Source organism: Paenibacillus caui (assembly GCF_019904135.1).
GTDB classification, from domain to species: Bacteria; Bacillota; Bacilli; order Paenibacillales; family Paenibacillaceae; genus Fontibacillus; species Fontibacillus caui.
The window spans coordinates 96,933-123,777 of sequence record NZ_JAIOGQ010000004.1 but is presented as its reverse complement, the minus strand read 5'-3'; the positions used below and the strand labels follow the sequence as shown (position 1 = coordinate 123,777).

Genomic DNA, 26,845 nt, shown 5'->3' with positions numbered 1-26,845 from the left:
CCTTCTCCTCCTTATTGAATAGGGCTGTATTGATACATATAATCCTGGTTGATCTCGCTTTGCACGCTTGGCCGTTCCTCAGGGAACATCGCCTCCGCCGTCCGGATCGCCATAAGCAGCGCTTTAGCCTTGTTAACCGTCTCTTCATATTCCTTTTCCGGTACGGAATCCCACACAATGCCCGCTCCTGCCTGGACGTAAGCTTTGCCCGCTTTAAAAACAATCGTGCGGATCGTGATGCAGGAGTCCATATTGCCCGAAAAGCCAAGATACCCGATGGCTCCGGCATAGGTCCCTCTCGCTTCGCGCTCCAGCTCCGCGATAATCTCCATCGCTCTCAGCTTCGGAGCCCCCGAGACGGTTCCGGCCGGAAGGCAGGACAGAAACGCATCGAAGAAGTCCTTATCCTGCCGCAGCCGGCCGGAAACGCCGGAGACGATATGCATGACGTGGGAGTATTTTTCAATTTCCATAAACGTGTCGCACTTCACGGAGCCGAATTCCGAGACGCGGCCCAGATCGTTGCGGCCCAGATCCACCAGCATCAAATGCTCGGCGCGCTCCTTCTCATCCGCAAGCAGCTCTTCCACCAGTCTGGCGTCTTCCTCTTCCGTTGCTCCCCGCCGCCGCGTTCCCGCGATAGGACGGGTCTCCACTCTTCCCTGATCCACTTTGACCAGCGCTTCCGGCGATGTGCCGACGATGACCTCATCGTCCAGCTTCAAATAGTACATGTACGGCGACGGATTCATCGTGCGCAGCAAGCGGTAGACATGCATCGGCGATACCTCTGTTTCGATATGAAAACGCTGGGACAATACAACCTGAAAAATATCGCCGGCTCTGATGTACTCCTTGGCGCGCTCGACATTTTGCATATACTCGTCTTTCGTCAAATTGGACCGGACTTCTCCAAGCTCCACATGTTCAGGGATCGGTCTGCGGTTAATGCCTTCCAGGTTCCCCGGCTGCTCCAGCATTTCAGCGGTTGCATCCAGCTTGGCGCAGGCGGCATCGTAGGCTTTGCGAATTTCCCCGTCGGTGGCTCCCGGGGCGATATGCACATTGGCTACAAGTAAAATCTGCTGTTTGACATGATCGAACACAATAACATGATCGCAAAACATGAATTGAATGTCCTGCATGTTCATATCATCCACAGCGTGAGAAGGCAGCTTTTCGTAATACTGCAGCAGATCATATCCGAAAAATCCGATCGCTCCCCCCGTAAAAGGAGGCATGTCATCAAGCCGCGGGCTGCGGTACTGACGGAGAAGGCCCTTTAGCTCTTCAACCGGCTTGCCGTGAAGAACCGTTTTTTCTCCCCCCTTTTCCATGACAACCCGTCCTTTTTTGGCGGATATCAGGAGAAACGGATCCGTGCCGATAAACGAATATCTGGCCCACTTCACGCCGCCCTCGACACTCTCAAGCAAAAAGGCCCGATCTCTTTTGGCAAAACGCTGAAATAACCGGATTGGAGTTTCCAGATCGGCAAGCAAAGGCCTCACAATCGGAATCAGGTTATATTCGCCGGCCATGGCGATAACTTGCTCAGCCGTAGGGGTTGTCATAATGATTCACTCCTTTGATGGGTTTCTCTATAAAAAAAGCCTCTACTCAAAGTAGAGGCTTCACTCATATTCGCAGATCAGGACAATATACCGCAAGAAAAAGAATGCCTTGTGCAGGTGCAAATGGCGCAAAAATGCTCCTAATATGCATGGTCTGCTGCATTCCGCTCCTCAAGCGGACTTATCCGTTACTCATCTCTGCTCAACTCAGCTCTACTCTGCTCTTCTACTAGGTAAAAACACTCTGTTCACGAAAGCGCGCCGCGACTCTGGAGCCTGGCCGCTCGCCAACTTCCTCTAATCTCAAAACTGCTTTTATTCTCATCCAAATCGGCCGCTGACGGCCGACACGCTACAACCAATATACCCAATACCGCTTCATTTGGCAACACCTATCCTGAAATATCATCGCCGCCCAATGATTGGCAACTTTGCTGAGGGGCAGCTTCTTATGAAATTTCTGATCCGCTGACCAGAAAGAAACGGCATTGCTGCCCGTTTCGGTTAACGGCAGGTTATTTCGCCAAATCGGGACGCAAAATATTGGCTCCGTTCAAATAGACATGCTTCATTTCCCGCTGGCTCTTGTCCGTATTGACTTGAATCATGAGCCTGATGCAGCGGGGCAAGCTTCCCTTCACCGGGATTTCCGTCGCACACATCAGCGGCACGAGCTCCCATCCGTCAATCTGTCTTACCGCGCGTGCCGGAAAAGCAGCATCAAGATCTGTGGTCATCGTGATCCAGACACTGCAAATCGCTTCCGGATCCAGCCCGTTTTCGGCAATGATTTCATTCAGCAGCTCGGCGGTTGCCTGCAGTATTTCCTGCTCGTCATTGTGCTCGACGGTTGTTGCCCCCCGAATCCCACGGTTAAACATCATATCCCTCCTCTTTCAGCTGCCTGAGCACGTCTCTTACCTCGGACAACTGAATGTCATTCACAATGCTGACCTTGCCGATCGACTCCGGCAGTACAAAAACGATTTTGTCCTCCCGAAACTTCTTGTCATGCATCATGGCATTGATGATGGACTCTTCATCCCATCCGGAAGGAATGGCTGTCGGAAGCTCAAAGCGCCTAAGCAGCCGCTTCGTCCGGGTCACAATTTCTTGCGGTTTCCCCCGGTTAACGGCAAGCAGGGCTGAGCCCACCATTCCGATCGCAATGGCTTCGCCATGCAGCAAAGTCCCGTATCCGCCGATCGCTTCAAGGGCATGGCCGATCGTATGGCCCAGATTCAATATAGCGCGCCGGCCGTTCTCCCGTTCGTCATCCGATACGACCTCGGCTTTAATCGAACAGCCCTTCTCAAGCGCATACCCCAGCTCCGGAAGACTGAGACCGAGCAGTTCTGCGGCATGTTCGTCGCACCAGTCTGCAAAGCCCTCATCCCAGATGAGGCCGTGCTTGACCACTTCGGCAAGTCCGGCCCGAACCTCCCGGGGAGGAAGGGTCGCCAGCGTGCTCAGATCATACAGAACAAGCGCCGGCTGGTGGAAGGCGCCGATCATATTTTTGGCCAAAGGATGGTTGACGGCTACCTTGCCTCCAACACTGCTGTCATGCGCCAATATCGTTGTCGGGAGCTGCACAAAGGTAATCCCGCGCATATATGTAGCGGCAACAAAGCCCGCCAAATCGCCAACGACTCCGCCGCCGAGCGCGAGGACCGCGGAACTGCGGTCAAGCCCCGCCTGAATCGCAGTGGTCATCACTTCTTCAAAAACGGCCAGAGACTTCGACTTCTCTCCGCTGCTGACAATATGGGATACCGTACGGTATCCCCCCGCCTTCAAATGGCCCTCAAGCTGACTTAAGTAAAGCGGCGCAACATGATCATCGGTCACAATAAGCAGCGGGCTTTTCTGTGATACACCATGCTGTGCGATCAGCTCCGCCGACTTCTGAAGCAGCCCTTCCCCGATATAAATCGGGTAAGAGCGCTCGCCCAGGTTTACGTTTAAGGTTCTCATCAATAACGCTCCAGCTGCTGCTTGTAGGACTCGAAATTCCGCTTGATTTCGCCGATCGAGTCGCCGCCAAACTTCTCCAGGAATGCCTTTGCGACCTCCCAGGCAACAACATTTTCGAGTACTACGCTGGCTGCAGGAACCGCGCAGGCATCAGAGCGTTCAACCTGGGCAGTAAAAGGCTCTTTCGTATCAATGTCGACGCTTTGCAGCGGTTTGTACAGTGTAGGAATCGGCTTCATGACGCCGCGGACCACAATCGGCATCCCGTTTGTCATGCCGCCCTCGAAGCCGCCAAGCCGGTTGCTGGCCCGGTAATAGCCGCGCTCCTCGCTGTACAGAATTTCATCATGCACCTGGGAACCGCGCAGCTTCCCGGCTTCGAAGCCAATCCCGACTTCAACGCCTTTAAAAGCGTTGATCGACATGACGGCCTGGGCGATACGTCCGTCAAGCTTGCGGTCATACTGCACATGGCTGCCTAGGCCTACCGGCACGCCTTCAATAATGCATTCCACAATGCCGCCGATGGAATCGCCTTCCTGCTTGATCTGATCGATATAGGCTTCCATTTTGGCTTCCGTTTCCTTGCAGGCGACGCGAACGGAAGACTCTTCCGTCACGCGGACAAGCTCGTCCAGCGGAAGATTGTTCGGCGGAGCCTCGATCTCGCCGATGCGGATGACTTGGCCGGCAACTTTGACGCCGAAATGCGCGAGCAGCTGCCGCGCTACCGCTCCGCAGGCTACCCGGATCGCCGTTTCACGGGCGCTTGAACGCTCCAGCACGTTGCGCAGATCCTTCAAATCATATTTGAGACCGCCGTTCAGGTCGGCATGTCCGGGACGGGGACGGTGAACCCGCCGCTTCTCTTCATCCGAACCTTCGATCGGTTCAATGTTCATTATATTTTGCCAATGCTTCCAGTCGTTATTTTCCACAATGATCGCCACCGGCGCGCCCGTTGTAAACCCATGGCGCACTCCACCCGCAATCACTGCTGTATCTTTCTCAATCTGCATGCGGCGGCCGCGGCCGTAGCCTTTCTGCCGGCGCTGCAGCTGAAAGTTTAACGCTTCGAAATCCAGCTCCAAATTGCTGGGCAAGCCTTCTATAATCGCTGTAAGCTGAGGTCCGTGCGTTTCGCCGGCCGTCAAATAACGCAAACTCATGCTGCGTTCCCCCTTTAAACTGTTAAACTGTAAAGAGCTAAAATCGATAATTTCTTTGCTCATTATAGTATAGCTTTCGTTCTTTGACAAGAAAACAGAGCTTCCAAGAATATACCCATGAAAACAAAAAACAGACGCCCGGCTTGCCTTTCCGAAGGGATAGGCGGGCATCTGTTCCTTTAGGAAACGTATAAGTCCAATATGTAATCTCCAAATAGCGACCTAAGCCTTTTTTCGGTAAAAGAAGGTTTCCGCCGCTTCAAAACCGTATTTCCCCGGGGAGAAAATCTGTTCCGTGCTCCCGACAAACAAAATTCCGCCCGGCCTGAGCGCTCTCGCGAATTTGTGATAAAGATCATTTTTGGCTTCTTCCGTAAAATAGATCATCACATTGCGGCACACAATCAGATCATGCTTCTCTTCAAAAGGATCCAGCAGCAGATTCTGCTTTTTGAACTTGACCGCCTTTTTAAGACGCTCATCGATTTTCAGCAAAGCGCCGTCCCTTGTAAAATAGCGGGATGCGACCGCAGGAGGCACATCCTTAATCGAGCGTTCCACATAAATGCCCTGGGAAGCCTTGAACAGTGCACCTTCGTCAATATCGCTTGCGGTAAGGGACGTCTGCTGCAGCAAACCCATATCCGCAAAAATCATCGCGAGCGTATACGGCTCTTCGCCGGTGGAGCAGGCAGCGCTCCACACCTTCAATCTGTTGTTTGTCCTCAGAAGCTCCGGAATGACCTTATCACGCAAAATTTCCCACCGGTTCGGGTTTCTCCAAAACTCGGACACGTTAATCGTCATCTTGTCCAGAAATTCGTAGAACAGCTTTTTATCCCCAGTCATCGCCTTGTAAAATGCGGCAAACGACGAGTAACCGTTCTTGTTGCGAAGGGTGGTCAATCTGCGCTTCATCTGCACTTCCTTGTACAGGGACAAATCGATGCCCGTGCTTTGTTTTACATTTTGAATAAATCCTTTGTAATCCGAATCCGAATTACATTCCTGCGCCGAACTCATAAGGTCTCTATCCAGCATAACTATCAAATCCAGTGTGCAATCGTCTTATCATAATCCAGCAGCTCTTTCTTTTCGAAAAAATTGGCGATCTCGCGCTCCGCACTCTCGGCGCTATCGGACCCGTGAATGAGATTGAACGGCGTATGCGCCGCAAAATCGCCGCGAATGGTACCCGGCAAAGCTTCCGTAACCTTTGTTTTGCCCATAAGCATTCGGGACAGCGTTACGATGTCATCGCCTTCCCAAACCATGGCGAACACCGGACCGGAAGTAATGAAGCTTACGAGCTCTCCAAAAAAAGGTTTGCCCTCATGCTCGGCGTAATGCCGCCCCGCCTGTTCCTCGGATATTTGCATGAACTTGCCGGCAATCAATTTGAATCCTTTGTCTTCCAGGCGGCTGACGATCCGGCCAATCAGACCACGTTGTACTCCATCAGGCTTGACCATCATAAACGTGCGTTCCATAAGGTTACCTCCCGATTGATAGCGCCCCTGGTTTCATCAGAGGGCGAAAAATGCGTTTTCAAACGTATTTTAGCAGAAAAGCGGGAGGCAAATAAAGCCTAATATGTTCTTCTGTTCACGAAATGTGCGATATCGAGCAAACTTTTGCGGGCTTTAATTTCCGGCAGTTGCCCGAGCGCGTCAAGCGCTTTATCGATATACCGGTCAGCGAGCTTCTCGGCTTTTGCCACTCCTGCGCTCTGCCGGATTTTCAAGATGGCCTCCGAGGTGTCCTTGCGTCCATCCAACTGGTGGATTTCCTGAATATCTCGGAGCAGCGGTTCCCTTAAGCCTTCCTCCTGCAGCGCATACAAAACAGGCAGCGTAATATTGCCCTGTCTCATATCGCTTCCCGGCGGCTTCCCGATCTGCTTCTCCGTCCCGAACAAGTCGAGAAGATCGTCCCTGATCTGGAACGCCATTCCGACGTTATATCCATACCGGTACAGCAGATTGCTGACGGAAGCCGGCGCTCCGGCCGCAACCGCTCCGAGCTGGCAGCTAATCGCAATCAGCAGCGCCGTTTTGCGCCGGATGCGCAGCAAATAATTGAACACGGTCTGCTCCGTATTGAAGAAATCGCGGATTTGCTCCATTTCGCCGATCGTCATTTGGACCATGGCCTTCGCCAGAATCTGGTGAATAAGCGGATCCTCCAGGCGAGTAGCCAGAGTCAGCGCTTTTCCATATATGTAGTCTCCGGTATACATGGCGATCCGGTTGTCCCACTGCGATTTGACGGTCGGTTTGCCGCGCCGGGTGTCCGCATCGTCGATCACATCATCATGGACAAGGGATGCGGAATGAATAAGTTCAAGCGGAACCGCTATGTATTGCAGCCTTTCCAGATCGTAATTCCCGAACTTGCCGCCAAGCAGCACAAAAACGGGGCGGAGTCTCTTCCCGCCTGCCTTCAGCAAATGAACCGAGGTTTCGCTGAGCAGGCCATCTTCTCCCTCAACGCTGCGGTAAAGCTGCTGTTCAATGTAATCCATATCTTTTTTCATCATGCCAAACAAATCCAACATTTTCATCATTTCACCCGTGTCCGCGTATTGTCATTCCAGAAGGAAATCCGCACTTTGTGCGGAAGCAGCCCCAGTTCATGGCAATAATCAAAATACAGCTGCAGTCCGCGCTGTCTTTCATCAGTAAAATCATAACATAAATTATGGAAATAAGAGTTCCAGTACTCTTCGGTACCTCCGATTTCCGCGCACGCTTTTACCGCAAGCGCGCTTAAATCAAGCTCGCTTTGTTTTTTGCTTGCCTGAAAGGCGGCAGCGATCTCGTCCAGCCATTCCGCATGATCACGCGCAAAGGACTGCTGCACGGCCCACACGGCAAAGGTCATTCCGTAACCGGTCCACTCTTTCCATACTTTTCCCAGATCCGTAACATGGTAACCGTGGTCCCGCCAGGAAGCGCGGATGGCGTGATCCCCAATCAGCAAGGCCGCGTCGCTTTTTGCCATCATGGCGTCCAGATCGGGTTCGCTGTCCCAATAAGTCGGATGGCCGCCATAGCCCTTCTCCATCATGATCTTGAGCAAATTGACCGAAGTGGCAGAAGTGTTCGTAAGCGCAATGACGCCGTCTTTTACCGACGCCAGCGGCCTAGCGGAAAAGACCAGAATGGAATGGACCGGCCCGTCCGAGCTGACGGACAACCTGGGAAGAAGCTGCAGACGGCTGCTTGCAAACCCGTAGGCAAAAGAAGAAACCGGGGAAAGATCCAGTTGGCCTGCGATCATTGCCCGGTTCAAAACAGCCGGCACTTCCGTCACTAGTTCTGCCTGCCGGCTCAGCTTTTTCTCGTCAAAATAGTGAAAAATGGGCCAGACATTGGTGTAATCGATTTTGCCGATCCGTGTCGGTTCAGTCTGCGTATGGCTCATGTTGCTCCCCCCATCTCTTGAACAGCCGATGATCGATGCGAAGACTGTCCAGCACTTTCCCTACCATGAAATCAACAAGCTCGTCCATGGACTGCGGACCGAAATAAAAAGCGGGCATTGCGGGTATGATCCGGACGCCAAGCTTGGCCAGCTTCAGCATATTTTCCAGGTGGATCGCATGCAGCGGCGTTTCTCTCGGAACGAGGATCAGCTCCCTGCCCTCTTTCAGCATGACGTCCGCAGCACGTGTCAGCAAATTGTCGGAGGATCCGTGCGCGATGGACGACAAGGTGCCCATGGAACAAGGCATGACGATCATGCCTTCCGCCCGGAACGAGCCGCTCGCAATCGACGCGCCGATATCCGCGAGTCTATGGTAGGTCAGCTTCCCATCAAAGCTTCCGAATTTGCTTTCAAGCAAAGCCTCGCGGTCCGTAATGTTCCAGCCCAGTTCCTCCTTGATCACTCTCCAGCCGGCCTGCGTTACAACAAGATGTACGTCATACCCCAGCTCAAGCAGCACACTCACCAGTCTGACGCCGTAAACAGAGCCGCTGGCGCCGGTGATACCTACGACATAGGGACTCCTGCGCAATGTGCTCATCGGTAAACATGCACCGCCAGATCAATCAGCGTAAAGCAGAACACAACGATGCTCAGCGTGCCGTTCATCGTAAAAAACGAAGTCTGCAAGCGGCTAAGGTCTTTCGGGGATACGATATGATGTTCATAGAAGAGAATAATGAGAGCAACCAGAATACCAACAATATACCACCAGCCCAAATGCAACAGCAGAAGCAGGGCAATGAAACCGGCGGCAGTGATGATATGAAAAGCCTGGGCGATCTTGAGCGAACGGCTTACTCCAAAACGGACAGGGATGGAGTACAGCCCCTCCTTGGCATCAAATTCAACGTCTTGACAGGAATAAATGATATCAAACCCCGCGACCCAAAAGGCGATCGTAATAAAGAACACCATGGCCGTCCAATCCACATGACCCGTAACCGCAACCCAGCCGCCTAAAGGCGCCAAGGCCACCGTGAAACCCAGCACTACATGGCAAAGCCAGGTAAACCGCTTGGTGTAGGAATACAGCACAAGCATGACGACGGCAACCGGCAGCAGCTTCATGGCAAGCGGATTAAGCTCCGCAGCGGCCCAGAAAAGAAGAACGAACGAGATGACGATAAAAAGGACAACCTCCGATATCTTAAGCAATCCGGCTGGTATCGCGCGGCCGGCAGTGCGGGGATTTTTTTTGTCGCTGACCCTGTCGATAAGCCGGTTAAGCCCCATCGCGGCACTGCGCGCGCCAAACATGGCGAGCAGCACCCAGCCGATTTGCGCCCAACTTGGAAAAGAGCCGTTTATAGCCACGGAACCTAGAAGCGACCCCATAAATGCAAAGGGAAGAGCAAACAGAGTATGCTCAAACTTGATCATCTGTAAAAAAATGCCTATCTTTCTAAACATACTGCGTCTCCTTCACTCCAATGTGCAATGCCGCAATTCCGCCTGTTAAAGGATACGCCTGAACCTGCTTGAGGCCGGTTTCCCCGAAAATCTCCGCAAGCTCCTCACGGCCCGGAAACTGAACCAGTGAATCCGGAAGCCATTTATACTGTTCATACCGTTTGGCAAACAACTTGCCAAGAAAGGGAAGTATTTTTTGAAAATAAAAATAATAAATGCTTTTGAACGGCTGCCACGTCGGCTTGGAAAGCTCCAGGCAAACAACCATGCCGCCAGGTTTGACTACACGTTTCATTTCGTGCAGCACTTGACGTAAATCGGGGACATTGCGCAGGCCAAAACCGATGGTGACATAGTCGAACCGGTCGTCTTCGAACGGCAGCTCCATTGCATTCCCCTGAACTAAAGCGATGCTGTTCTGCAGCCCTCGTTCAGTCACCTTGACCTTACCAACGTCCAGCATATTTCTGCTGAAGTCGAGTCCGGTAATGGCTCCGCCGCTTGTTTCGGCCATGCTGATCGTCCAGTCGCAGGTGCCGCAGCATAAATCAAGAGCGGTATTTCCGGGCTGCATCTTCATTTTGGCCATCGTGAATTTCCGCCAGGCTTTGTGCCTTCGGAAGCTGAGAATATCGTTCATCAGGTCATATTTCGGAGCAATGCTCTCAAACACGGCATGAACAAACTGTTCTTTGCTCTCTGCTTTATTCGCCACGGTACAGTCTCACCTTACCCTTCATTCCAAGCGGTATAGGGCTTCCCCAGCAGAGCCTTGAAAGGCTCGGCAAGCCCCACCAGTTCTTTATACAACCGTTCAGTGGACATCTCCTGCAGCAAAAGCTGTACCTGCTTCACCGATTGATGCAGCTTTCCTGAGAGCTGTTCCATGACCTTGTACTTGAGCAGCAAGGAAGACCAGTCGCGCGCACTGATTTTCGTTCGTTTAAGCATCGCTTTGTCTTCCGGGCTGCCGGTTTCCATAATCCGCAAATAAGCGTATCCGACATGGATCGGAGGCTCCTGGGCAGATAAAGACAATTCTTGGGCCAGCGCTTCGCAGCGGCTGAGCTCCCTAAGCAGACTGCTCCAAAAATGCTGGGCTGACTTGTCCAGCAGAGGGGTAAAGAAAGAGAAAAGCTGCGTTTTCAGCAGAGCAGATTCCCTGACATAATCCTCTGCGGTCAGCAGCAGTTCTTTCATTTTCGTATAGAAACGCGCTTTCATCCGATTCACTTCGCAAACGGCGGACGACAAGCGCGAAATTTGCTCGATTTGTCCGGTCCTGGCGAGCAGCTGGTAAAACAGACTGCTAAAGTAATCCCCTGCCAGAACCTTAAGTTGCCTAGAGCGCATAAGCCGTTCTTCTTTCCGGACAGGTTCCGGATCTATCAGATCGTGCGTATCCAGACCCAACTGCAGCAGATAAACAGCCAGTGCACATACTTCTACCCGAACTTCGTCTTCCGGATGCTGATTTTTCAAAAATGAATATAACAAACGGACACGGGAATCCGGAAACTCCGCAAGCTCCGTATGCGCTTTAATCATGTCGTAATCGACATATTTGTTTGCCAAGTCAGGTACACGATACAATTTCATTCTTTGCCTCCGAGCCGATCTGTAATGACAATAACGGGTTTGCCACAATGTTGTATATTATATCACAAATTCATACCCTACGCACGGTTCAGGCGTTTGGTTTTTTGAAAGGCTCAGCCGCCCGCCCCTGATGAAGAAGCCGCGGGATATGATTTTCTCCACAGTCCCGTTTCGATAATGCCCAAGGCATCCTTAAGCCCCTCGTCCAAGGGACCGTTTCCGGCCTTTCTTAGCAGGCTTAGCACCTCATGGGCGCGGGGGGACAATTCCTCCCGCCTGATATCAGCCGCCATCAGCAAATGCTTCGCTTGAGTCCAGCTGTCTTCCGCTACAAGGCGAAGCCTAAGCTGATGGATGTTGCGGGTTCGCTCGATCGCAAGCGCGGCCAGTTCGGCCATATCCTCATAAATCGGAGCGGAACCGGCATTGTTATTTTTCAGCTTTAAATCAACCGCCAACGTTCCGCCTCGCAGTTCTGCCCTGGCTATCTTCAGATTCAGCGGCAGAGAACTCAGTATATCGACCAGGTTGCTCTCGGTCAGTGTAAAGCGTGAAGCTTCCGTCATCACCGGACCTGCTTCCGCAGAATGGAAGTCCCCGCGGGATCCGGACAGGATCGGTTTGGACAGGAGGGCGACGAACAGGGTCAGTGAGCCTGCGAGCAGCAGCATTTTCCATCGTATCAAAGGATTCCCTTCTTTCTTTCCCGGGAAACGGGCATTATTTAAGGGCTTATACCTCATTGTACAATGAAAAAAAGCAGGCTATGCCTGCAGAATGCTAATCTTCCGTATCGATCACGCCAAGCTTGGTCATAATGATGGCTTTGCCGCGCACTTTAACGGCAGAAGTATGTTCCGTGAACTGAGCGATCATCACCTCTCCCTTATCAAGCTTCTCCGTATGGTGAAAGCGTGTATCCTTGCCTCGGGTCAGCCCGATTACCTGTACCCCTTGTTCCTTGGCCTTGATCAGATAATATTCTCCGGCGCCATTGTTTAAACCGCTGTTGCTGCTTGCATTATCCATCTACGAGAGTCCCTCCCGAAATAATCGTATGTATCTTATATGATGCTTGAAGAAAGCATTAAAGTCAAACAAGAGATCCATTAACCAACAAAGCAGCACGAGCGCTCTCCCAGCTTAAATATTTGCCCGCTTAAAAAGAAAGGGCCGTGAACCTAAGCCCACGTCCCTTCTTCCGGAAAATATGTAGAAAGCTTTATTTAATTCCGTCTTTAAGCGCCTTCCCCGGTTTGAAAGCAGGGATCTTGCTCGCAGGAATTTCGATTTCTTCTCCGGTTTGCGGGTTACGGCCTTTACGGGCGGAACGCTCGCGAACCTCAAAGTTACCGAAGCCTACCAGCTGGACTTTGTCTCCGTTTTGCAGGGCTTCCGAAATCGCTTCGAATACGGCGTCAACCGCCTTCGTTACGTCTTTCTTGGAAAGCTCTGTGCTTTCAGCAACCTGTGTGATCAGTTCAGACTTATTCATGATTTCACCTCCCTAACAAGGATTACTATTCTGGTATACTTTGTTTCCGTTTTGCACGAAATTATACGCGAATTGCCGGAATTAAGCAAATCTCGGGCACGCTTATCCCTGGGCAATCATCATCAACTGCGACCTTTCGCAAGCCGAGAACAAACCTATAGTAATACAGCCAATCTTTAATTTCAAGTTAAAAATGCTAGAATAGGCAAACAAAAACCCGCCGAAAGAGCAGTTGCTCTTCTCGGCAGGTTCGGTAACAAACGGCTGTAAAATGGCTTAAAGAATAATTGCAATCAAGCCTCCGGAGCCTTCATTGATAATCCGGCCGAGCGTCTCCTGCAGCTTGTAGCGGGCATTGTCAGGCATGAGCGCAATTTTGCCCTGTATGCCTTCCCGGACAATGGAATGCAGGGAGCGGCCGAAGATATCGGATTCCCAAATTTTGATCGGGTCATTCTCAAAATCCTGCATTAGATACCGGACAAGCTCCTCGCTCTGCTTCTCGGTCCCGATAATCGGGGCAAACTCGGATTCCACATCCACCCGGATCATATGGATGGAAGGTGCCGTCGCTTTCAGCCTTACGCCGAATCTGGATCCCTGACGGATCAGTTCCGGCTCGTCAAGCGCCATCTCGGCAAGCGTAGGGGCGGCGATGCCGTAGCCTGTCGTCTTCACCATCTCAAGTGCTTCGGCAAAGCGGTCATATTCCCGCTTCGCATGCGTAAACTCCTGCATCAGCTGAAGCAGATGATCCTTGCCGCGGATTTCAACGCCGACCACTTCGGTTAAAATATTGTCATAAAGATCGTCAGGCGCGTACAAATCGATCTCCGCTACGCCCTGCCCCATATTCAGACCGCTTAAACCTGCACGGTCGATAAAATCGTACTCCAAGAAGCTGTTCACGACCCGGTCGACATCGCGCAATCTGCGGATGTCTTTAACGCTATCCCGTACCGAGTTTTCATAGTTGCTGCGCAGCCAGTGATTTTCATTCAGCACCATCACCCAGCTCGGCAGGTTGACATTAACCTCGTGAACCGGAAATTCATACAATACTTCGCGAAGCACTCCGGTAACATCCTCTTCCGTCATCGTTGCCGCGCTCAGCGTAATGACCGGAATATCGTATTTCGCAGCCAACTCGCTGCGGAGCTGCAGCGTTTCCTCGCTGCGCGGTTTGGTTGAATTGATGACTAGCACAAACGGCTTGCCAACTTCCTTGAGCTCTTCAATGACCCGCTCTTCCGATTCCACATAAGAGTAACGGGGGATATCCGCCACCGTGCCGTCTGTCGTCACGACTACTCCAAGCGTGGAGTGCTCCTGGATCACTTTGCGTGTTCCGATTTCAGCAGCTTCCTGAAAAGGAATCGGTTCTTCAAACCACGGTGTCGAAATCATTCTGGGCCCATTTTCATCTTCATACCCTTTTGCGCCTTCAACGGCATAACCAACACAATCCACGAGCCGTACATTAACTTCAAGTCCTTCAGCTACTTTGATTTGCACCGCATTATTGGGTACAAATTTTGGTTCTGTCGTCATGATCGTCTTGCCTGCGGCGCTTTGCGGCAGCTCATCCACCGCGCGCACACGGTCGGCTTCACTGGCGATATTCGGCAGAACAACGGTTTCCATAAAACGTTTAATAAATGTGGATTTACCTGTACGAACCGCTCCGACAACCCCTAGATAAATATCTCCTCCGGTACGTTCGGCAATGTCCTTAAAAATGTCCACTTTCTCCAATACCAATGATATCCCCTCCTCAAATTTCGCCGAAGGATAAATGCCCCGCGAGCATCCGCCCCGATGTACGAACTACTTTCCTTGAAGCTGTTGCAGGCGGCAGAGCAGCCTACCCTATCCGCGTCCACCACCGAATGAACAAAAGCAGCATCGCTATAACGAAGCGGCGTGAACTCGTACATGCATTTGGACTAGTATCATCTTATGTACCGGATTCCAAATTATGACGCGTTTATTTTCAGATCCGGATCACAATTTAAGAGACGGCCTGGTGCTGCCTGCGCGCAAAGGAACGGAAATCCCCGCACTTTACCGTATGTTTATGTCAATCTAGCAACTGTTATGACAGGAAAAATAATCTTAAAACCTAACACAAAAAAGCCGGAGCTTTTACTCCGGCCCTGCCAATTGTATCTACCACAAAGCATCGTCTTCAGCCTGCGCTTGCAGCTGCTTTCGCACTGCCGCTTTCAAAGGATCCTCGGGCAGCTGCACGACGGCATTTCCTAATATTTTCGCCTGGCAAGCCAGACGCACTCCCTGCCGGGCAAGCGGCCCCAGCTTGCGCTCCTCGGCAGGCGTTAAAGAGGAAAGCGCAGCCGCATGCTCCGGGTCCGTTTTGACCTTGCACATCAGACAGCCGGCGTTTCCGCCGCAGCGGGAGGGAATATGTATCCTGCTTTTGCGGGCAGCTGCCAGCACTGTTGTCCCGACGTGCACTTTTACCGTTTTTCCTGACGGCTCAAATCTGATCTGATTCTCCATAACAATTGTCCTCCCCTTGCTGCTCAGATGAACCACCCGGGGGTTCCAACCAGCCGGTCCAGATAAGACGCCTGATCCGGCGACCACCGGTTTCTGCGTACAAGTTCTCTAATCAGCGGAATATGCCTTTTCGGCTCCTTGCCAATTTGCTTCGCTATCGCCATATAACGATCAGGTCGCTCTCTCAGCAAATTGAACACAAGCTCATGCGCCAGCGGCATCAGCTGCAGCCCGTCCGCTGCAGGCGGGGCCTCCGGGTAAAATACGTTCTTCACTTCAACTTGGTATCCGATCCCCCGCGCATGGACCTCAAACCCTCCTACCAGCTCAACGGCATATTCTTCAACTTTATAATGGCTCAGCTTGGAGACATAAATTCCGCTTCGGTCGAGCACAGGCGCATCTGTTGCAAGAGAGAGCAAGACCTCATGTACTTCGTCCGAATCTTCCAGATCCGCATAGATGTCGATATCCCTTGGCGAGGCAGGCAGCTCCACCCCCTGCAGCCAAAGTCCGCAGCTTCCTCCCAAGAGCCATTCGGCACCGGAATCAGACAATAACGCTGTAAGCCGATCCAGCGCCTTCTCCAGACGCGGATGGGAGGGAAACTTCATATCGCCAATATATTGGTAAAGCTCGTTCATATCTAGCACCGACATCCTTTGGGATTGACCCGAAAAAAAAGTGCGGGCCTTTTTCTTGCTCTCAATCCCGATGTATCCTTTCATCCGTTTTTCTGCATCATATTATAACATTCCTCCTAACAGGCAGCCATGCTCGGATTTGGCGATATTTTGGCTTAACGCAATTCTTGAATAATCACAAAAAGAACCGACGGCACAAGGCCGAAGGTTCCTTTCTTGGTTTAGCGTATGGACGCCCCCCGAGTGTGGCGCTTATTTTTTCATCATCATTTTCATCAAGGCTTCCATGTTCTGAGGATTCTTACCGCTCTTCTTGACCGCACCTACGATTTCATTAATCGTTGCCTCAGAAACCGGAACTTTCGCCATCGCCGATACCTGCTTGATCAATTGACGAAGCTGAGCTTCGTTTTGCAGTGTCGAGGGCTTGACAGTGCTGGCCAATTTCTTGACGGCGCCTTCCGAAATGTTCTTGCCCGACTTTTTGTTGATGAGATTAAGGGCTTCCTTGGAAATGTTCTTGTTCATGCTCTCCCCTCCTCCGGCAGTACTCTCTGTCACTATATGATAGAGGGGTGAAGGAGGTGAGCCCTTTTTTACTGTGGAAAACTCATAGGTTTCCGGGGCCAGAGCTGGATTATTGTATTTTACGTATGCCACTGCTCCCATGTTTCCAAAGACATAACTTCCATTTCCGTTTTCTTGTCCCGTCCCATTAAAGCTTCTACCGCCGTACGGGCGTCAAGCCCCTCAAACAGGACATGGTAAAGCTGCATGGCGATCGGCATCTGAACGGAATACTTCACGGCGATTTCACTCGCCGCCTTTGTGGTGCGGACGCCTTCAACCACCATATCCATCGTAGTCAGCACTTTCTCCAGCGGCATTCCCTGACCCAGCAGAGAACCTGCACGCCAGTTCCGGCTGTGCCGGCTTGTTGCCGTCACGACCAAATCTCCCACTCCGGCCAGTCCTGCAAAAGTAAGCGGATTGGCTCCCATTTCCACGCCAACCCTGGTGATTTCAGCGAGCCCCCGGGTCAGCAGAGCCGCTTTGGCATTGTCTCCATATCCGAGACCGTCCGACATTCCCGCTCCGAGGGCGATAATGTTCTTAAGCGCTCCGGCAAGCTCGACGCCGACCATGTCTCGGTTCGTATATACACGGAAATAAGAGTTCATAAACAGGTCCTGCGCCCGCATCGCTTCGCCTTCCTCCATCGAAGCAACGACAACCGTCGTCGGGCAGCGTTTCACCACTTCTTCGGCGTGGCTTGGACCGGAGAGTACGACGATCCGGCCTTCAGCACACCCCAGCTCCTCAGCAATGACGGTTGAAACCCGTTTAAGAGACTCGGTTTCAAAACCTTTGACTGCATGAATAACAAGCATTTCTTCATTCCAGTATTTTTTGAATTCGCGGGAAACCTGACGGACTGCAGAAGATGGCGACACAATAATTACCGCCTCTGCATCCCTCACCGCCTCTTCCATATCGGTAGTTGCTTGAATATTCGGTGACAGCAGGGCTCCAGGCAAATAATGATTGCGGTGGTCCCGGTTTATCTCTTCTGCTTGCGCTGCGTTTCTGGTCCAGAGCGCCACCTGAATTCCCTTGTCGGCGAGAACTGTAGCCAGAGCCGTTCCCCAGCTTCCCGCAACCAGAACAGCCGCTTTTTCAAACAACTTAAACCCCTCCTTTGGAACCCAGTTTGTTTTCTCTTCCCTGTACAATTTTAACAATATTCGTACGGTGCCTCCAGAATGCAAACAGACAGATGATCAGGCTTGTCCAAAAGTACGGCCAATTATCTCCCGCCACGAGCAGAAAGATCGGCGTAAACAAGACAAATAGGAGGGAACCCAAAGAGACGTATCTGGTAATGCCAATAGAAAGGACAGCGATAATGCCGGCATACAGGGCGGGAAGAAACGCGAGAGATGCCATGACGCCGATTGTCGCTGCAATGCCTTTCCCTCCGCGAAAGCGGAAGTAAACGGGCCAATTGTGGCCTACGATCGAAGCGATTCCGCAAAGCGCGGGAAGCCACTGCGAATCGCCGTTCATCCACCGTCCGATCCAGACTGCGGCAACTCCCTTCAAAATATCAAGGAACAGGACAAGGATCGCAGGACCCTTGCCCAGAACACGGAGCGTATTCGTTGCACCGGCATTGCCGCTGCCATGGTGGCGAATGTCAATCCCTTTCAATCCTTTCGCCAGCAAGACACTAAAGCTGACCGAACCGAGCAAATAACAAATGACTACTGCCAAAAAAGATAGAATCACGTTCTTTCCCCTAACCTTCCTTATCAGACTTGCGACGCGTAAAGATCCGGATCGGCGTCCCTTCGAAATCGAACGCGTCTCGGATTTTATTCTCCAGATACCGTTCATAGGAGAAATGCATAAGCTCCGGATCATTGACGAAGACCACGATGGTCGGCGGCTTCACCGCGACCTGGGTAGCGTAATTGATCCGCATGCGTCGTCCTTTGTCCGTAGGAGGAGGATTGATGGCAATCGCATCCGAAATGACATCGTTCAGCAAATGCGTCGGAACCCTTCTGGCATGCTGCTCCGCTACATGCTGCACGACCGGCAGCAGCTTGTGAAGGCGCTGCTTGGTGAGCGCCGACAGAAATACAATCGGCGCATAGGTCATGAACAGAAAGTGATCGCGAATTTTCCGTTCGAATTCATGCATGGTCTTGTCGTTCTTCTCTACGACATCCCATTTGTTGACGACAAACGCCGTTGCCTTTCCAGCTTCAAAAGCGTAGCCGGCGACATGCTTATCCTGCTCAATGATGCCTTCTTCGCCGTTGATCACCACCAGCACGACATCGGCGCGTTCAATCGCTTTCATCGCCCGCATCACGCTGTATTTTTCAGTCGTTTCGTAAACCTTGCCCCGCTTGCGCATACCTGCGGTATCGATCAGCACATAGCGCTGTCCGTCCTTCTCGAACGGAGTGTCAATGGCATCCCGGGTAGTACCGGCAACATTGCTGACGATAACCCGTTCTTCCCCGAGGATCGCATTCACCAGAGAGGATTTGCCCACATTCGGACGGCCGATCAGCGCGACCCGAATCACATCCTCATCATAATCCTCATCAGGAAGCTCCGGCAAATTGTCGGCGATGGCGTCAAGCAGATCGCCCACACCTGTTCCGTGGCTTCCGGATACCCCGATCGGATCGCCGAAGCCAAGATTATAAAATTCGTATATATGGTCCATCCGGCTCAAATTGTCCACCTTGTTGACAGCCAGCAGTATCGGTTTGCCGGAGCGATACAGCAGCGTGGCAACCTCTTCGTCCGATTGGGTCACGCCTGCCTTCGCATCGCACATGAACACAATGATATCCGCTTCTTCTATGGCCAGTTCCGCCTGGGCCCGGATCGATTTCATAATCGAATCGTCGCCGTCAATTTCGATACCGCCGGTATCGATGATGCTGAATGCCTTTCCGTTCCATTCCGAGGTACCGTAAATTCTGTCCCGCGTAATGCCGGGTTTATCTTCAACAATGGCTAACCGATCACCGATGATGCGGTTGAAAATCGTCGATTTCCCCACATTCGGCCTGCCTACGATCGCCACAACAGGTCTTGCCATACTCATTCCTCCTAAAAGCATGCCTTCACTCTGGTCACAGAAGTTATATTCGTACTTAGTCGCTCACTCTATCCGTACATCATCATAGCAAAAAATAGGTTGAATGGCGAACTCTTCATGCCATTCCAGAGCCCGTTACATGAAAAACGGCGAACCCTCTACCGAGTTCGCCGTTCTCCGCCAACTTTGCTTATGGTCTCTTCTTATTTCAATTTGCTCAGCTTGTCGCCGAAACGCTCTCCAAGCGTAATGCTGAGTCCTTGATTGTTAAGGGACACGTTAGGGTTGTTGTTCAGATCCTCCGCTTTCACGCTGCTCTTGCCGCCGGTTCTTTCCGGTTTGGCAACTTCCGCCGGAGCCTCTTCCGTTTCTTTGATGCTCAGGCTGACGCGTTTTTCGGAAGGATTCACGTCAAGCACTTTCACTTGGACATTTTGTCCCTCTTTCAGTACTTCATGCGGAGTACCGATATGCTTGTGGGAAATTTGAGAGATATGAACAAGACCTTCCACGCCTGGTGCGATCTCAACAAATGCGCCGAAAGTAACAAGACGCTTCACTTCGCCGGAAACGATATCTCCGGTCTTGAATTTGTCGGCTGCTGTTTCCCAAGGTCCAGGCTGTGCCGCTTTAATGCTCAGGCTGATCTTGCCCTTCTCAGGATCCACTTTCAGAACCTTCACTTTAATCTGATCGCCCTCTGACAAAACGTCAGACGGTTTATCCACATGAGACCAGGCGATTTCGGATACGTGCACCAAACCGTCTACGCCGCCTACATCGACAAATGCGCCGAATTGAGTCAAACGTTGAACGGTTCCTTCAATAACGGAGCCTTCTTGAAGCTCGGCCATTACCTTTAGCTTGTTTGCTTCAAACTCTTCTTCCAGAACGTCCTTCTGGGAGAGAATCACCTTGTTGTTCTCCTGGTCCAGTTCCTTCACTTTAACGCGAAGCGTACGGCCTTTGTAATCGCTGAAATCTTCAACGAAGTGGCGCTCCACCATAGAAGCCGGGATAAATCCGCGCACGCCTACATCCGCAACGATTCCGCCTTTAACAACATCGGCAACGGTTACTTCAAACGTTTCGTTATTGTCAAACTTTTGCTGCAGCGCAGCCCAGGCATTCTCGCTGTCGATTGCGCGTTTGGAGAGAACAAGTCTTTCCTTTTCATCGTCAATGCTTACCACTTTGGCTTCAACTTCCTGCCCCACTTCAACCGCATCCCCAGCAGAGTCAAGATGTACAGCCGACAGTTCGCGAATAGGAATAATACCGTCATATTTATATCCAAGACTGACATAAGCCTGATTGTCTTCAACTTTGACGATCGTTCCTTTTACGGAGTCCCCTTTTTTCAAAGATACGATTTGCTCCAGTTCATCTTGATTTGTCGCTTCCACTGTTTCTTGCTGATCTTTGATTTCTTCCGACATCTCGATAACCTCCTCAGTTCAATAAGCCCCATTTATTTAAACCCGCCGTAAAAGGACGAAGTTCAAAACATAAAAATCCCTGTAATAGGTTGCCAAAATCGCTGGCCGTTCATTCATGAATGAAATGACTTGCCCCTGCTTCAGGCACCTTGTTTCAGCTGTCTGATGGCAGCCATAATTTTGTCCGTTGCGAGATCTACGGCGTCACCGCCGGGATTGTCGCGAAACTCGTCCAAATCCACCGGAGGACCATACACAACTTTAATTTTGCGAAACAACTTATAATCCCCTATGATTGCCACCGGAATGACTACCGCGCCGCTGCGAAGCGAAAAGCTGGCCGCTCCTTTCTTGGCCGCCACATCCGCTGCCGCCTTGCGGGTGCCTTCAGGGAAGATGCCAATCACATTTCCGGTACGCAGGAGCGTAAGCGTCATCTTGATCGATTCCTTACTGACTCCTCCACGCTTGACGGGATAGGCTCCCAATGCCTTGAACAGCATACCCAGCACAGGTACGTCAAACAGTTCTGCTTTAGCCATGAAATGAACCTTTCGTTTCAGGAGAAGTCCAACCGTCGGCGGATCAAAATTGCTGATATGATTGGAACAAAGCAAAACTCCACCCTCGCTTGGAATATTCTGCAATCCTTCGCCTTCAATTCGAAATAGCAGTTTGTAAACCACTCTTACGATAAACCGGCCGATCTTGTAAATCATTCTACACTTCTCTCCATCCCATACGCCTCACAAAGAGCTACAATGGCTTCCGCAGCCTCATCCGTCGTCATGCTGGTAGTATCCAGCAATGTAGCGTCACTGGCCTGACGAAGAGGCGAAATTTTCCGCTCAGCATCAAGCCGGTCCCGTTCCGCAATATCCCGTGTTAACTGCTCAAGGGTTATGGCTTCCGGGTTCTTCATTTCCTGATACCGACGACGGGCCCGCTCCTCGGCAGCAGCCGTCATAAAGACCTTCACTTCTGCATCCGGCAATACGGTCGTTCCGATATCGCGTCCATCCATAACGACGCCTTTGCGCAAAGCCATTTGCCGCTGAAGGGAAACCATCAAAGAACGCAGCCCCTCGATTTGCGCATATCGTGACACATTGGAGTTCACGTCCCGAGAACGAATTTCCTCCGTAATGTCCCGACCGTCAAGAAGTACCTTCTGTCCTTCTTCCCCCGGTATTAATTCAATAACCATCTTTTGGGCCGCTTGAAGCACCTCGGATGGGCTTTCCGGGGAAATGCCGAGTTCCCGCAAACGCAAAGTTGCAGCACGATACATGGCGCCGGTATCGACATAAACATATCCGAGTCTCTTGGCAACCATTCGTGCTACGGTACTCTTGCCGGCACCTGCGGGTCCGTCGATCGCGATGTTGATTTTGTAGTTGGAACCCTTCGATTGACCTGACAAGGGGTACCTCCTCCTCAAACTATGAAACTCAAGAAAAAAGCAGGCATTGCCTGCGACGTGAAAATTATACCACACAAACGGGAGGGATGCAAAACCGTTTCATTCCCTCTTCGTATTTTGTACCGGTATCGAAAATGCTCTTGGACGTTCTCCTTCCCATCTTTCTGCAGACGAGATTACGCTGCGCACGGGCGGAATTCTCAGTAAACTCTGGCTCAAGCACAGGCCAATCAGCAGTCCGATCAATATTTTTCGGAAAATGCGCTGGGCCAAATCACTGAATTCAACAAACAGTTTTGTATAATCTTCTTCGCCATGGCTGTTCTTCATCATTCCAAACCTCCGGATTTATAGACTAGCATTAGATTAACCAGAGGTTTAGAAAATTATGTGAACAACATCCTTTTTTTACCGGTTTCTGAATTCCAGCTGACGTTCAAAACAATACCGGATAAGCTTCTGGCGTTCATAATCCGTGATGCCGATAAACTTGAGCATGATTTGCTCCTTGCCGTTGTCAAGCTTTTTCTTGCGGATAACCTCCGCTTCAAACGGAACGTGCTCAACCGAACCATTGCGGTAAGGCACTAACAGCCAGCAATCAAGCTGCTCTTCCTCAATGATGACATGGCTTCCTTCCGAGAAAAATGAAACTCCCCCGCCGCCGACGTCGTCCGTCCGTACAAGGAAACGCTCGCCGTTCTTTAAACATACGGCCAGTTCAAGCTCAGCCGGAACGCGCAAAAAATTGCGCCGCTGAATTTGGGTAATCGAAACTGGATCGGGCTTGCGAATTCGAACCTGCCGGACCACGTCATTGGTAAACCCTAAAACATATGTATTAAAATAATTTTTGGTTCCTGATTCCCCTATGAAATAAACGGAAAGCTCGTCCCCGATATAAAGCCTCTTCAACCGATTGTGCCCGATTTCCATCGGCACCTCTATCAAAAATGCTTCTTCTTCGGTATCGGAAATACGCGACTTATATTCCGTTTTATTTTCCTTTTCATCGCCGGACGCTACCTGAATGTAAACAAAATCGTTAATTTTCGGATACAATCTGCCTCACCGCCACCTTGAAATTCTTGAAATTCTTGAAATTACCATTCCATTATAGCATGCCTTTCTTCTTCGGTTGAGACATTTTTCATAAAATATTCAGCCAAGCTAAAACTTAAAAAGCCTTCATCCCCAAACTGGATGAAGGCTTCACCTGCTGCTTTGCTTTCAAATGACTCCCGGGGCCATCAGCGATTGGCGCCGTTCGCGCGAAACTCCTCGACTTTCTCTTCTTCTCCGGTATCTCCGTTCAGAAAGATACGGTATGACGTGCCGTTGATCCGTCCCCCGAATTCGTAGGCTGCTACTCGCTCGAAATCGTCATTTTCAATGACAGCCTCACGCTGGTAGCTCTCCTTGAAGTCGGAATTAAGATGCTTGCGAACCTGTTCAACGGACAATTTGGGTTTCGACAGCTTCTCCTTTTTGCTGTGTTCATACACATAATCGCTGCACTGCAGTCCCGTAACCTCTCCATTATCCAAAGCGACCCGTACGGTCAGCTTCTCCGGATAGACCAGAACGCCGTTGTCGTTTGTTACGTAGGTGAAGGAGCCCACATTGTCATATTCATCATAGGTAACAGGGGTCATTCTCCCATAACCCTTGCTGTTTAAAAATTCATCGGCATTCTGTCTGGCTACACTTTCCGAAATCGAGCGGGGGCCAACTTCACGAGAGTTAGTGAAGGAGATCAGCTCTCCGCCTTTGCGGGTAAAATCCATGGAAATGGCCGGGTGAGCATTTTTCCCTTTTTCTGCAGTTGATGCCGTGTAGGAAGCCCATTCCGTTCCGGCCCCGTTCTCCGTCACTTTGAGATTGCTTGCATTGGCACTACCCAGAAATTGGGCTGCTTTTGCCTTAATTTCGTTTTGGGTTACCGGCTTTGCATCGAGCTTCTTGACGCTGCGCTTGTTATAGGCGTTAGAGACGGAAGGCCCAAAATCCAGCTCCGGATATTCGCTCACCTTTTTATCCACCGTTTTGAATCCGTCGATAATGGTATTGTCTGCAGCCGCCTTCTCGGTGGCTAAAGCAGTCTCTACGTCCATCCAGCGCAGCCGGTTCGAAATAACCTTGTTCTGCACCTGCTGCAGGTTTTGCGAGATTTCACCCGTGCTTTTATAAAGCTCTTTCAGGTTATTCATTTCTTTAGAAGTCATCGGCTGCTTCGTAAGATCGCGCGTCGCTGCCTGGTAAGAGAATTTGGACACGCGGGACAGCAGTTCTTCCGTCTTGTTAAAAGGAAGAAGGGTCAGAGGCAGCTGATTGATTTCACTTTGCGCTTCACTGGTGATGCGCCAAACATTCATTAAACCTTTTCGATGCATCCGGCTTGAATCCGAATTGACAGCAAGCGTATTGCCGAGCTCTCCGTGCAGCCGGTCTACATGGTAGGACAAATCATGAAAAGCCCGTTGATACTGGTTTTCCGCTTTAATCAGCACCGAGTTTTTATCCCGGTTTTCCTGATATCCCCATACCAGTGCCCCGATGAACAGAATGGTCATTACGGGAAACAAAACACTACTTAGCCGCTTGTACATGGAATATGCGCTCCTTTCTTCAATTAACTGCCATTAGTTTGACAAGAAGGAAGGAACTTTATGCATGTATTTTGCTGCTGTTATACAGGTTCTTCTTCGATTTCGAACAACTTCGTGTTGTTGCAAAGGCATTGTTTAAAGCCTGTCTCCAATTTCCCCCGTTCTCTTCTTCCACGCAAAACAAAACGTTCGCCGCAATTTTTGCACGTAATTGTAACTTTGACACGCATAAAAAAGCATCCTTTCCAAGTTGTTAACCACATAATCGCGGTATTTAGCACTAGGATAAAGGATGCCCCATGAGTACCCGTTCTAATCTCTTGTCCCTGCCTCCATAGCCCGAAAAGGGGAGCGGCTGTTGGCGCGGGAAATTTTGCCATAGCCTGCATACCAGAGATATGCCATCAGCGGAACGGCGTACCATAACCAATATTGTGTAATATTGTTCAGAATCCAATCATAAACGCCATGCCAAAATATCGGCAGTACCAGGGAGTAGGCCAGAAACCGGCCTGTTTTCTGCCCCTTCGAAAACTTCGCCCGTCCAAGATAATAACCCATGATAACCCCGAACATCGCATGGCCTGAAACCGGCAGCAGCGCGCGAATCACTAGCGTACCGACAGAAGCTTGGTGGGTCAAAGCAAAGAGGACGTTCTCTACGGTAGCAAAGCCGAGCGACACGGCGGCGGCATACACAATTCCGTCATATGGCTCATCGAATTCCGTATGATTATAAATCATATGATACAGCACAAACCACTTGACCAGTTCTTCCACGCCTGCCGAAATCACAAAGGCGTAAACAAAAGAATTGTCTCCCATCCACAGCAGCATGCCTCGCTGCAGGATCATGATAGGAAATACAATCAGAAAGCCGACAAAGAAAAGTTTCATAACCATGTGCAGCGGCTCTGCATCATATTTATCTTTCAGATAGAAATAAGTAAGCAGAGCGATTCCCGGAGCAACCGCAGCAGTACCTATTGAAAACCAAAGCAACGGCCATACCTCCTTCCGGATGTTCGCAGCTTACTTCATAATAACACATAAAGAGTCCGCATCCCCTTTATGGAAGACGCGGACCCAGAACCCGCATGCGTGTCAGGATTGGCGTTTGAAATGAGATACAATCGTACTGATTGCATTCTCGTTCATAACGACTTTGCCGTATTCTTCAAGAACAGCCGGGGTAACGGAAGTCGCTTCTCCGTATTCAGCCAGAATAGCAATCAGCAGTGGATGCTTGGCTTCCTCGACATCTTCAGGTTCAAGGTGCAGAAGCCATTTCCCTTTATAGTTATACAGCCTTCCGGCTCCGGTTAATGATTGATTAAGCACATGGGCAGCTTCGATAAGCACTTCAAAGTCGCTAAAGGCGTAAACAATGGAATCGCTAAGCTCGAGCGTGACTTCCATCTCATATACGTCGTCTGCCATTTCATCTTCACTCAGACCGCCAAACGGATGCGGACGATCGTATTTACCTCGCGTCACGATGACAACCATCCCTTGAGCGGGAAGAGCGAATACTTCAACAGCAAGCGGACCTGTAGCATCAAAGCCTAATTCATTATAAGCCTGATCCATCATTTCAGTGAACAGATCCTGAACTTTGGGGATTTCCTGCCACATATCCTCCTTTTGAATGCCGCGTTCGCTAAGGTCGTCAAATGTGAGGAAAATCCGTATCTTATCCTGACCCAATCGTTCTATCTTCATACAGGATCCTCCTCTCCAATCCGTGTTATAACAGATTATGAAGCACTCTGCAATGATGTGCTGAAAATGGTTCTACGTAATTATGTTATCATTAATTTTACCCAAATGCACGCAATAAAATAGGCAAAAAAAAGAATCATTTCGTCT

Annotated in this window: 30 protein-coding genes; all 30 read right to left on the bottom strand. The window is 50.7% G+C overall.

Going from position 1 to position 26,845, the window contains the following annotated elements; genetic code table 11:
- Window positions 1-11: 11 nt before the first annotated feature.
- Window positions 12-1,574, bottom strand: coding sequence for an anthranilate synthase component I (trpE, locus tag K7397_RS03905; RefSeq protein ID WP_223066633.1), 1,563 nt, complete (start codon window positions 1,572-1,574; stop codon window positions 12-14).
- Window positions 1,575-2,089: 515 nt separating this feature from the next.
- Window positions 2,090-2,455, bottom strand: a complete 366-nt coding sequence (gene aroH / locus K7397_RS03900) for a chorismate mutase (RefSeq protein WP_223066690.1) — start codon at window positions 2,453-2,455, stop codon at window positions 2,090-2,092.
- Window positions 2,448-3,551, bottom strand: a complete 1,104-nt coding sequence (aroB, locus tag K7397_RS03895; RefSeq protein WP_223066632.1) for a 3-dehydroquinate synthase — start codon at window positions 3,549-3,551, stop codon at window positions 2,448-2,450. Before aroB ends, aroH begins: the two co-directional genes overlap by 8 nt.
- Window positions 3,551-4,720: a chorismate synthase gene (gene aroC, locus K7397_RS03890; RefSeq protein ID WP_223066631.1), complete on the bottom strand. Its 1,170-nt coding sequence runs from the start codon at window positions 4,718-4,720 to the stop codon at window positions 3,551-3,553. The genes aroB and aroC overlap by 1 nt, the downstream gene beginning before the upstream one ends.
- A gap of 222 nt (window positions 4,721-4,942) precedes the next feature.
- Complete coding sequence (locus K7397_RS03885; RefSeq protein WP_237690649.1) at window positions 4,943-5,743, bottom strand: CheR family methyltransferase; 801 nt, start codon at window positions 5,741-5,743, stop codon at window positions 4,943-4,945.
- 23 nt (window positions 5,744-5,766) lie between these two features.
- Window positions 5,767-6,210: a nucleoside-diphosphate kinase gene (gene ndk, locus K7397_RS03880; protein ID WP_223066629.1), complete on the bottom strand. Its 444-nt coding sequence runs from the start codon at window positions 6,208-6,210 to the stop codon at window positions 5,767-5,769.
- Between the two features lie 98 nt (window positions 6,211-6,308).
- The gene (locus K7397_RS03875; RefSeq protein ID WP_223066689.1) at window positions 6,309-7,283 is read right to left on the bottom strand and encodes a polyprenyl synthetase family protein; all 975 of its coding nucleotides are present in this window, start codon (window positions 7,281-7,283) and stop codon (window positions 6,309-6,311) included.
- Complete coding sequence (locus tag K7397_RS03870) at window positions 7,283-8,146, bottom strand: menaquinone biosynthetic enzyme MqnA/MqnD family protein (RefSeq protein ID WP_223066628.1); 864 nt, start codon at window positions 8,144-8,146, stop codon at window positions 7,283-7,285. The genes K7397_RS03875 and K7397_RS03870 overlap by 1 nt, the downstream gene beginning before the upstream one ends.
- A complete protein-coding gene (locus K7397_RS03865) occupies window positions 8,127-8,750 on the bottom strand; it encodes a UbiX family flavin prenyltransferase (RefSeq protein WP_223066627.1) in 624 nt (207 codons plus the stop codon). The genes K7397_RS03870 and K7397_RS03865 overlap by 20 nt, the downstream gene beginning before the upstream one ends.
- Window positions 8,747-9,622 carry a UbiA-like polyprenyltransferase gene (locus K7397_RS03860; RefSeq protein ID WP_223066626.1) on the bottom strand — a complete coding sequence of 292 codons (876 nt, stop codon included), beginning with the start codon at window positions 9,620-9,622 and terminating at the stop codon, window positions 8,747-8,749. Before K7397_RS03860 ends, K7397_RS03865 begins: the two co-directional genes overlap by 4 nt.
- On the bottom strand, window positions 9,615-10,337 hold the full coding sequence (locus K7397_RS03855) for a demethylmenaquinone methyltransferase (protein ID WP_223066625.1): 723 nt from the start codon (window positions 10,335-10,337) through the stop codon (window positions 9,615-9,617). Before K7397_RS03855 ends, K7397_RS03860 begins: the two co-directional genes overlap by 8 nt.
- Window positions 10,338-10,351: 14 nt before the next feature.
- Window positions 10,352-11,221, bottom strand: coding sequence for a heptaprenyl diphosphate synthase component 1 (locus tag K7397_RS03850; RefSeq protein ID WP_223066624.1), 870 nt, complete (start codon window positions 11,219-11,221; stop codon window positions 10,352-10,354).
- Window positions 11,222-11,334: 113 nt separating this feature from the next.
- Entirely contained in the window at window positions 11,335-11,907 is a 573-nt protein-coding gene (locus K7397_RS03845; RefSeq protein ID WP_223066623.1) for a hypothetical protein, read from the bottom strand.
- 94 nt (window positions 11,908-12,001) lie between these two features.
- Window positions 12,002-12,250: a trp RNA-binding attenuation protein MtrB gene (gene mtrB / locus K7397_RS03840; RefSeq protein ID WP_223066622.1), complete on the bottom strand. Its 249-nt coding sequence runs from the start codon at window positions 12,248-12,250 to the stop codon at window positions 12,002-12,004.
- Between the two features lie 193 nt (window positions 12,251-12,443).
- Window positions 12,444-12,716: an HU family DNA-binding protein gene (locus tag K7397_RS03835; protein WP_068695953.1), complete on the bottom strand. Its 273-nt coding sequence runs from the start codon at window positions 12,714-12,716 to the stop codon at window positions 12,444-12,446.
- A gap of 276 nt (window positions 12,717-12,992) precedes the next feature.
- Window positions 12,993-14,471: a stage IV sporulation protein A gene (gene spoIVA / locus K7397_RS03830; RefSeq protein WP_223066688.1), complete on the bottom strand. Its 1,479-nt coding sequence runs from the start codon at window positions 14,469-14,471 to the stop codon at window positions 12,993-12,995.
- A gap of 414 nt (window positions 14,472-14,885) precedes the next feature.
- Window positions 14,886-15,236, bottom strand: coding sequence for a 2Fe-2S iron-sulfur cluster-binding protein (locus K7397_RS03825; protein ID WP_223066621.1), 351 nt, complete (start codon window positions 15,234-15,236; stop codon window positions 14,886-14,888).
- Window positions 15,237-15,259: 23 nt separating this feature from the next.
- Window positions 15,260-15,880 carry a nucleotidyltransferase family protein gene (locus K7397_RS03820; RefSeq protein ID WP_223066620.1) on the bottom strand — a complete coding sequence of 207 codons (621 nt, stop codon included), beginning with the start codon at window positions 15,878-15,880 and terminating at the stop codon, window positions 15,260-15,262.
- A 252-nt stretch (window positions 15,881-16,132) separates the two neighbouring features.
- A complete protein-coding gene (locus tag K7397_RS03815; protein ID WP_223066619.1) occupies window positions 16,133-16,408 on the bottom strand; it encodes a stage VI sporulation protein F in 276 nt (91 codons plus the stop codon).
- A gap of 119 nt (window positions 16,409-16,527) precedes the next feature.
- Window positions 16,528-17,565 (bottom strand): NAD(P)H-dependent glycerol-3-phosphate dehydrogenase, encoded by a 1,038-nt coding sequence (locus K7397_RS03810; RefSeq protein WP_223066618.1) that lies wholly within the window; start codon window positions 17,563-17,565, stop codon window positions 16,528-16,530.
- A gap of 1 nt (window position 17,566) precedes the next feature.
- Window positions 17,567-18,169, bottom strand: coding sequence for a glycerol-3-phosphate 1-O-acyltransferase PlsY (gene plsY, locus K7397_RS03805; RefSeq protein ID WP_223066617.1), 603 nt, complete (start codon window positions 18,167-18,169; stop codon window positions 17,567-17,569).
- 10 nt (window positions 18,170-18,179) lie between these two features.
- Window positions 18,180-19,505, bottom strand: a complete 1,326-nt coding sequence (der, locus tag K7397_RS03800; protein ID WP_223066616.1) for a ribosome biogenesis GTPase Der — start codon at window positions 19,503-19,505, stop codon at window positions 18,180-18,182.
- A gap of 203 nt (window positions 19,506-19,708) precedes the next feature.
- Complete coding sequence (rpsA, locus tag K7397_RS03795; protein WP_223066615.1) at window positions 19,709-20,944, bottom strand: 30S ribosomal protein S1; 1,236 nt, start codon at window positions 20,942-20,944, stop codon at window positions 19,709-19,711.
- A gap of 140 nt (window positions 20,945-21,084) precedes the next feature.
- Window positions 21,085-21,663, bottom strand: coding sequence for a lysophospholipid acyltransferase family protein (locus K7397_RS03790; protein WP_223066614.1), 579 nt, complete (start codon window positions 21,661-21,663; stop codon window positions 21,085-21,087).
- Window positions 21,660-22,367 carry a (d)CMP kinase gene (cmk, locus tag K7397_RS03785; protein WP_223066613.1) on the bottom strand — a complete coding sequence of 236 codons (708 nt, stop codon included), beginning with the start codon at window positions 22,365-22,367 and terminating at the stop codon, window positions 21,660-21,662. The genes K7397_RS03790 and cmk overlap by 4 nt, the downstream gene beginning before the upstream one ends.
- A 99-nt stretch (window positions 22,368-22,466) precedes the next feature.
- Complete coding sequence (locus K7397_RS03780; protein WP_223066612.1) at window positions 22,467-22,700, bottom strand: hypothetical protein; 234 nt, start codon at window positions 22,698-22,700, stop codon at window positions 22,467-22,469.
- A gap of 75 nt (window positions 22,701-22,775) precedes the next feature.
- Entirely contained in the window at window positions 22,776-23,429 is a 654-nt protein-coding gene (locus tag K7397_RS03775) for a flagellar brake protein (RefSeq protein ID WP_223066611.1), read from the bottom strand.
- Window positions 23,430-23,617: 188 nt separating this feature from the next.
- Entirely contained in the window at window positions 23,618-24,976 is a 1,359-nt protein-coding gene (ypeB, locus tag K7397_RS03770; RefSeq protein WP_223066610.1) for a germination protein YpeB, read from the bottom strand.
- Window positions 24,977-25,288: 312 nt separating this feature from the next.
- Window positions 25,289-25,978, bottom strand: coding sequence for a glutamic-type intramembrane protease PrsW (gene prsW / locus K7397_RS03765; protein ID WP_223066609.1), 690 nt, complete (start codon window positions 25,976-25,978; stop codon window positions 25,289-25,291).
- Window positions 25,979-26,080: 102 nt separating this feature from the next.
- The gene (locus tag K7397_RS03760) at window positions 26,081-26,698 is read right to left on the bottom strand and encodes a genetic competence negative regulator (protein ID WP_223066608.1); all 618 of its coding nucleotides are present in this window, start codon (window positions 26,696-26,698) and stop codon (window positions 26,081-26,083) included.
- Window positions 26,699-26,845 lie beyond the last annotated feature (147 nt).

Coding starts and splice junctions, on each gene's coding strand:
- trpE (WP_223066633.1), bottom strand. CDS start 1,574: ATGACAACCCCTACGGCTGAGCAAGTTATCGCCATGGCCGGCGAATAT.
- aroH (WP_223066690.1), bottom strand. CDS start 2,455: ATGTTTAACCGTGGGATTCGGGGGGCAACAACCGTCGAGCACAATGAC.
- aroB (WP_223066632.1), bottom strand. CDS start 3,551: ATGAGAACCTTAAACGTAAACCTGGGCGAGCGCTCTTACCCGATTTAT.
- aroC (WP_223066631.1), bottom strand. CDS start 4,720: ATGAGTTTGCGTTATTTGACGGCCGGCGAAACGCACGGACCTCAGCTT.
- K7397_RS03885 (WP_237690649.1), bottom strand. CDS start 5,743: ATGAGTTCGGCGCAGGAATGTAATTCGGATTCGGATTACAAAGGATTT.
- ndk (WP_223066629.1), bottom strand. CDS start 6,210: ATGGAACGCACGTTTATGATGGTCAAGCCTGATGGAGTACAACGTGGT.
- K7397_RS03875 (WP_223066689.1), bottom strand. CDS start 7,283: ATGAAAATGTTGGATTTGTTTGGCATGATGAAAAAAGATATGGATTAC.
- K7397_RS03870 (WP_223066628.1), bottom strand. CDS start 8,146: ATGAGCCATACGCAGACTGAACCGACACGGATCGGCAAAATCGATTAC.
- K7397_RS03865 (WP_223066627.1), bottom strand. CDS start 8,750: ATGAGCACATTGCGCAGGAGTCCCTATGTCGTAGGTATCACCGGCGCC.
- K7397_RS03860 (WP_223066626.1), bottom strand. CDS start 9,622: ATGTTTAGAAAGATAGGCATTTTTTTACAGATGATCAAGTTTGAGCAT.
- K7397_RS03850 (WP_223066624.1), bottom strand. CDS start 11,221: ATGAAATTGTATCGTGTACCTGACTTGGCAAACAAATATGTCGATTAC.
- mtrB (WP_223066622.1), bottom strand. CDS start 12,250: ATGGATAATGCAAGCAGCAACAGCGGTTTAAACAATGGCGCCGGAGAA.
- K7397_RS03835 (WP_068695953.1), bottom strand. CDS start 12,716: ATGAATAAGTCTGAACTGATCACACAGGTTGCTGAAAGCACAGAGCTT.
- K7397_RS03825 (WP_223066621.1), bottom strand. CDS start 15,236: ATGGAGAATCAGATCAGATTTGAGCCGTCAGGAAAAACGGTAAAAGTG.
- K7397_RS03820 (WP_223066620.1), bottom strand. CDS start 15,880: ATGAACGAGCTTTACCAATATATTGGCGATATGAAGTTTCCCTCCCAT.
- K7397_RS03815 (WP_223066619.1), bottom strand. CDS start 16,408: ATGAACAAGAACATTTCCAAGGAAGCCCTTAATCTCATCAACAAAAAG.
- der (WP_223066616.1), bottom strand. CDS start 19,505: ATGGCAAGACCTGTTGTGGCGATCGTAGGCAGGCCGAATGTGGGGAAA.
- rpsA (WP_223066615.1), bottom strand. CDS start 20,944: ATGTCGGAAGAAATCAAAGATCAGCAAGAAACAGTGGAAGCGACAAAT.
- K7397_RS03790 (WP_223066614.1), bottom strand. CDS start 21,663: ATGATTTACAAGATCGGCCGGTTTATCGTAAGAGTGGTTTACAAACTG.
- K7397_RS03780 (WP_223066612.1), bottom strand. CDS start 22,700: ATGATGAAGAACAGCCATGGCGAAGAAGATTATACAAAACTGTTTGTT.
- ypeB (WP_223066610.1), bottom strand. CDS start 24,976: ATGTACAAGCGGCTAAGTAGTGTTTTGTTTCCCGTAATGACCATTCTG.
- K7397_RS03760 (WP_223066608.1), bottom strand. CDS start 26,698: ATGAAGATAGAACGATTGGGTCAGGATAAGATACGGATTTTCCTCACA.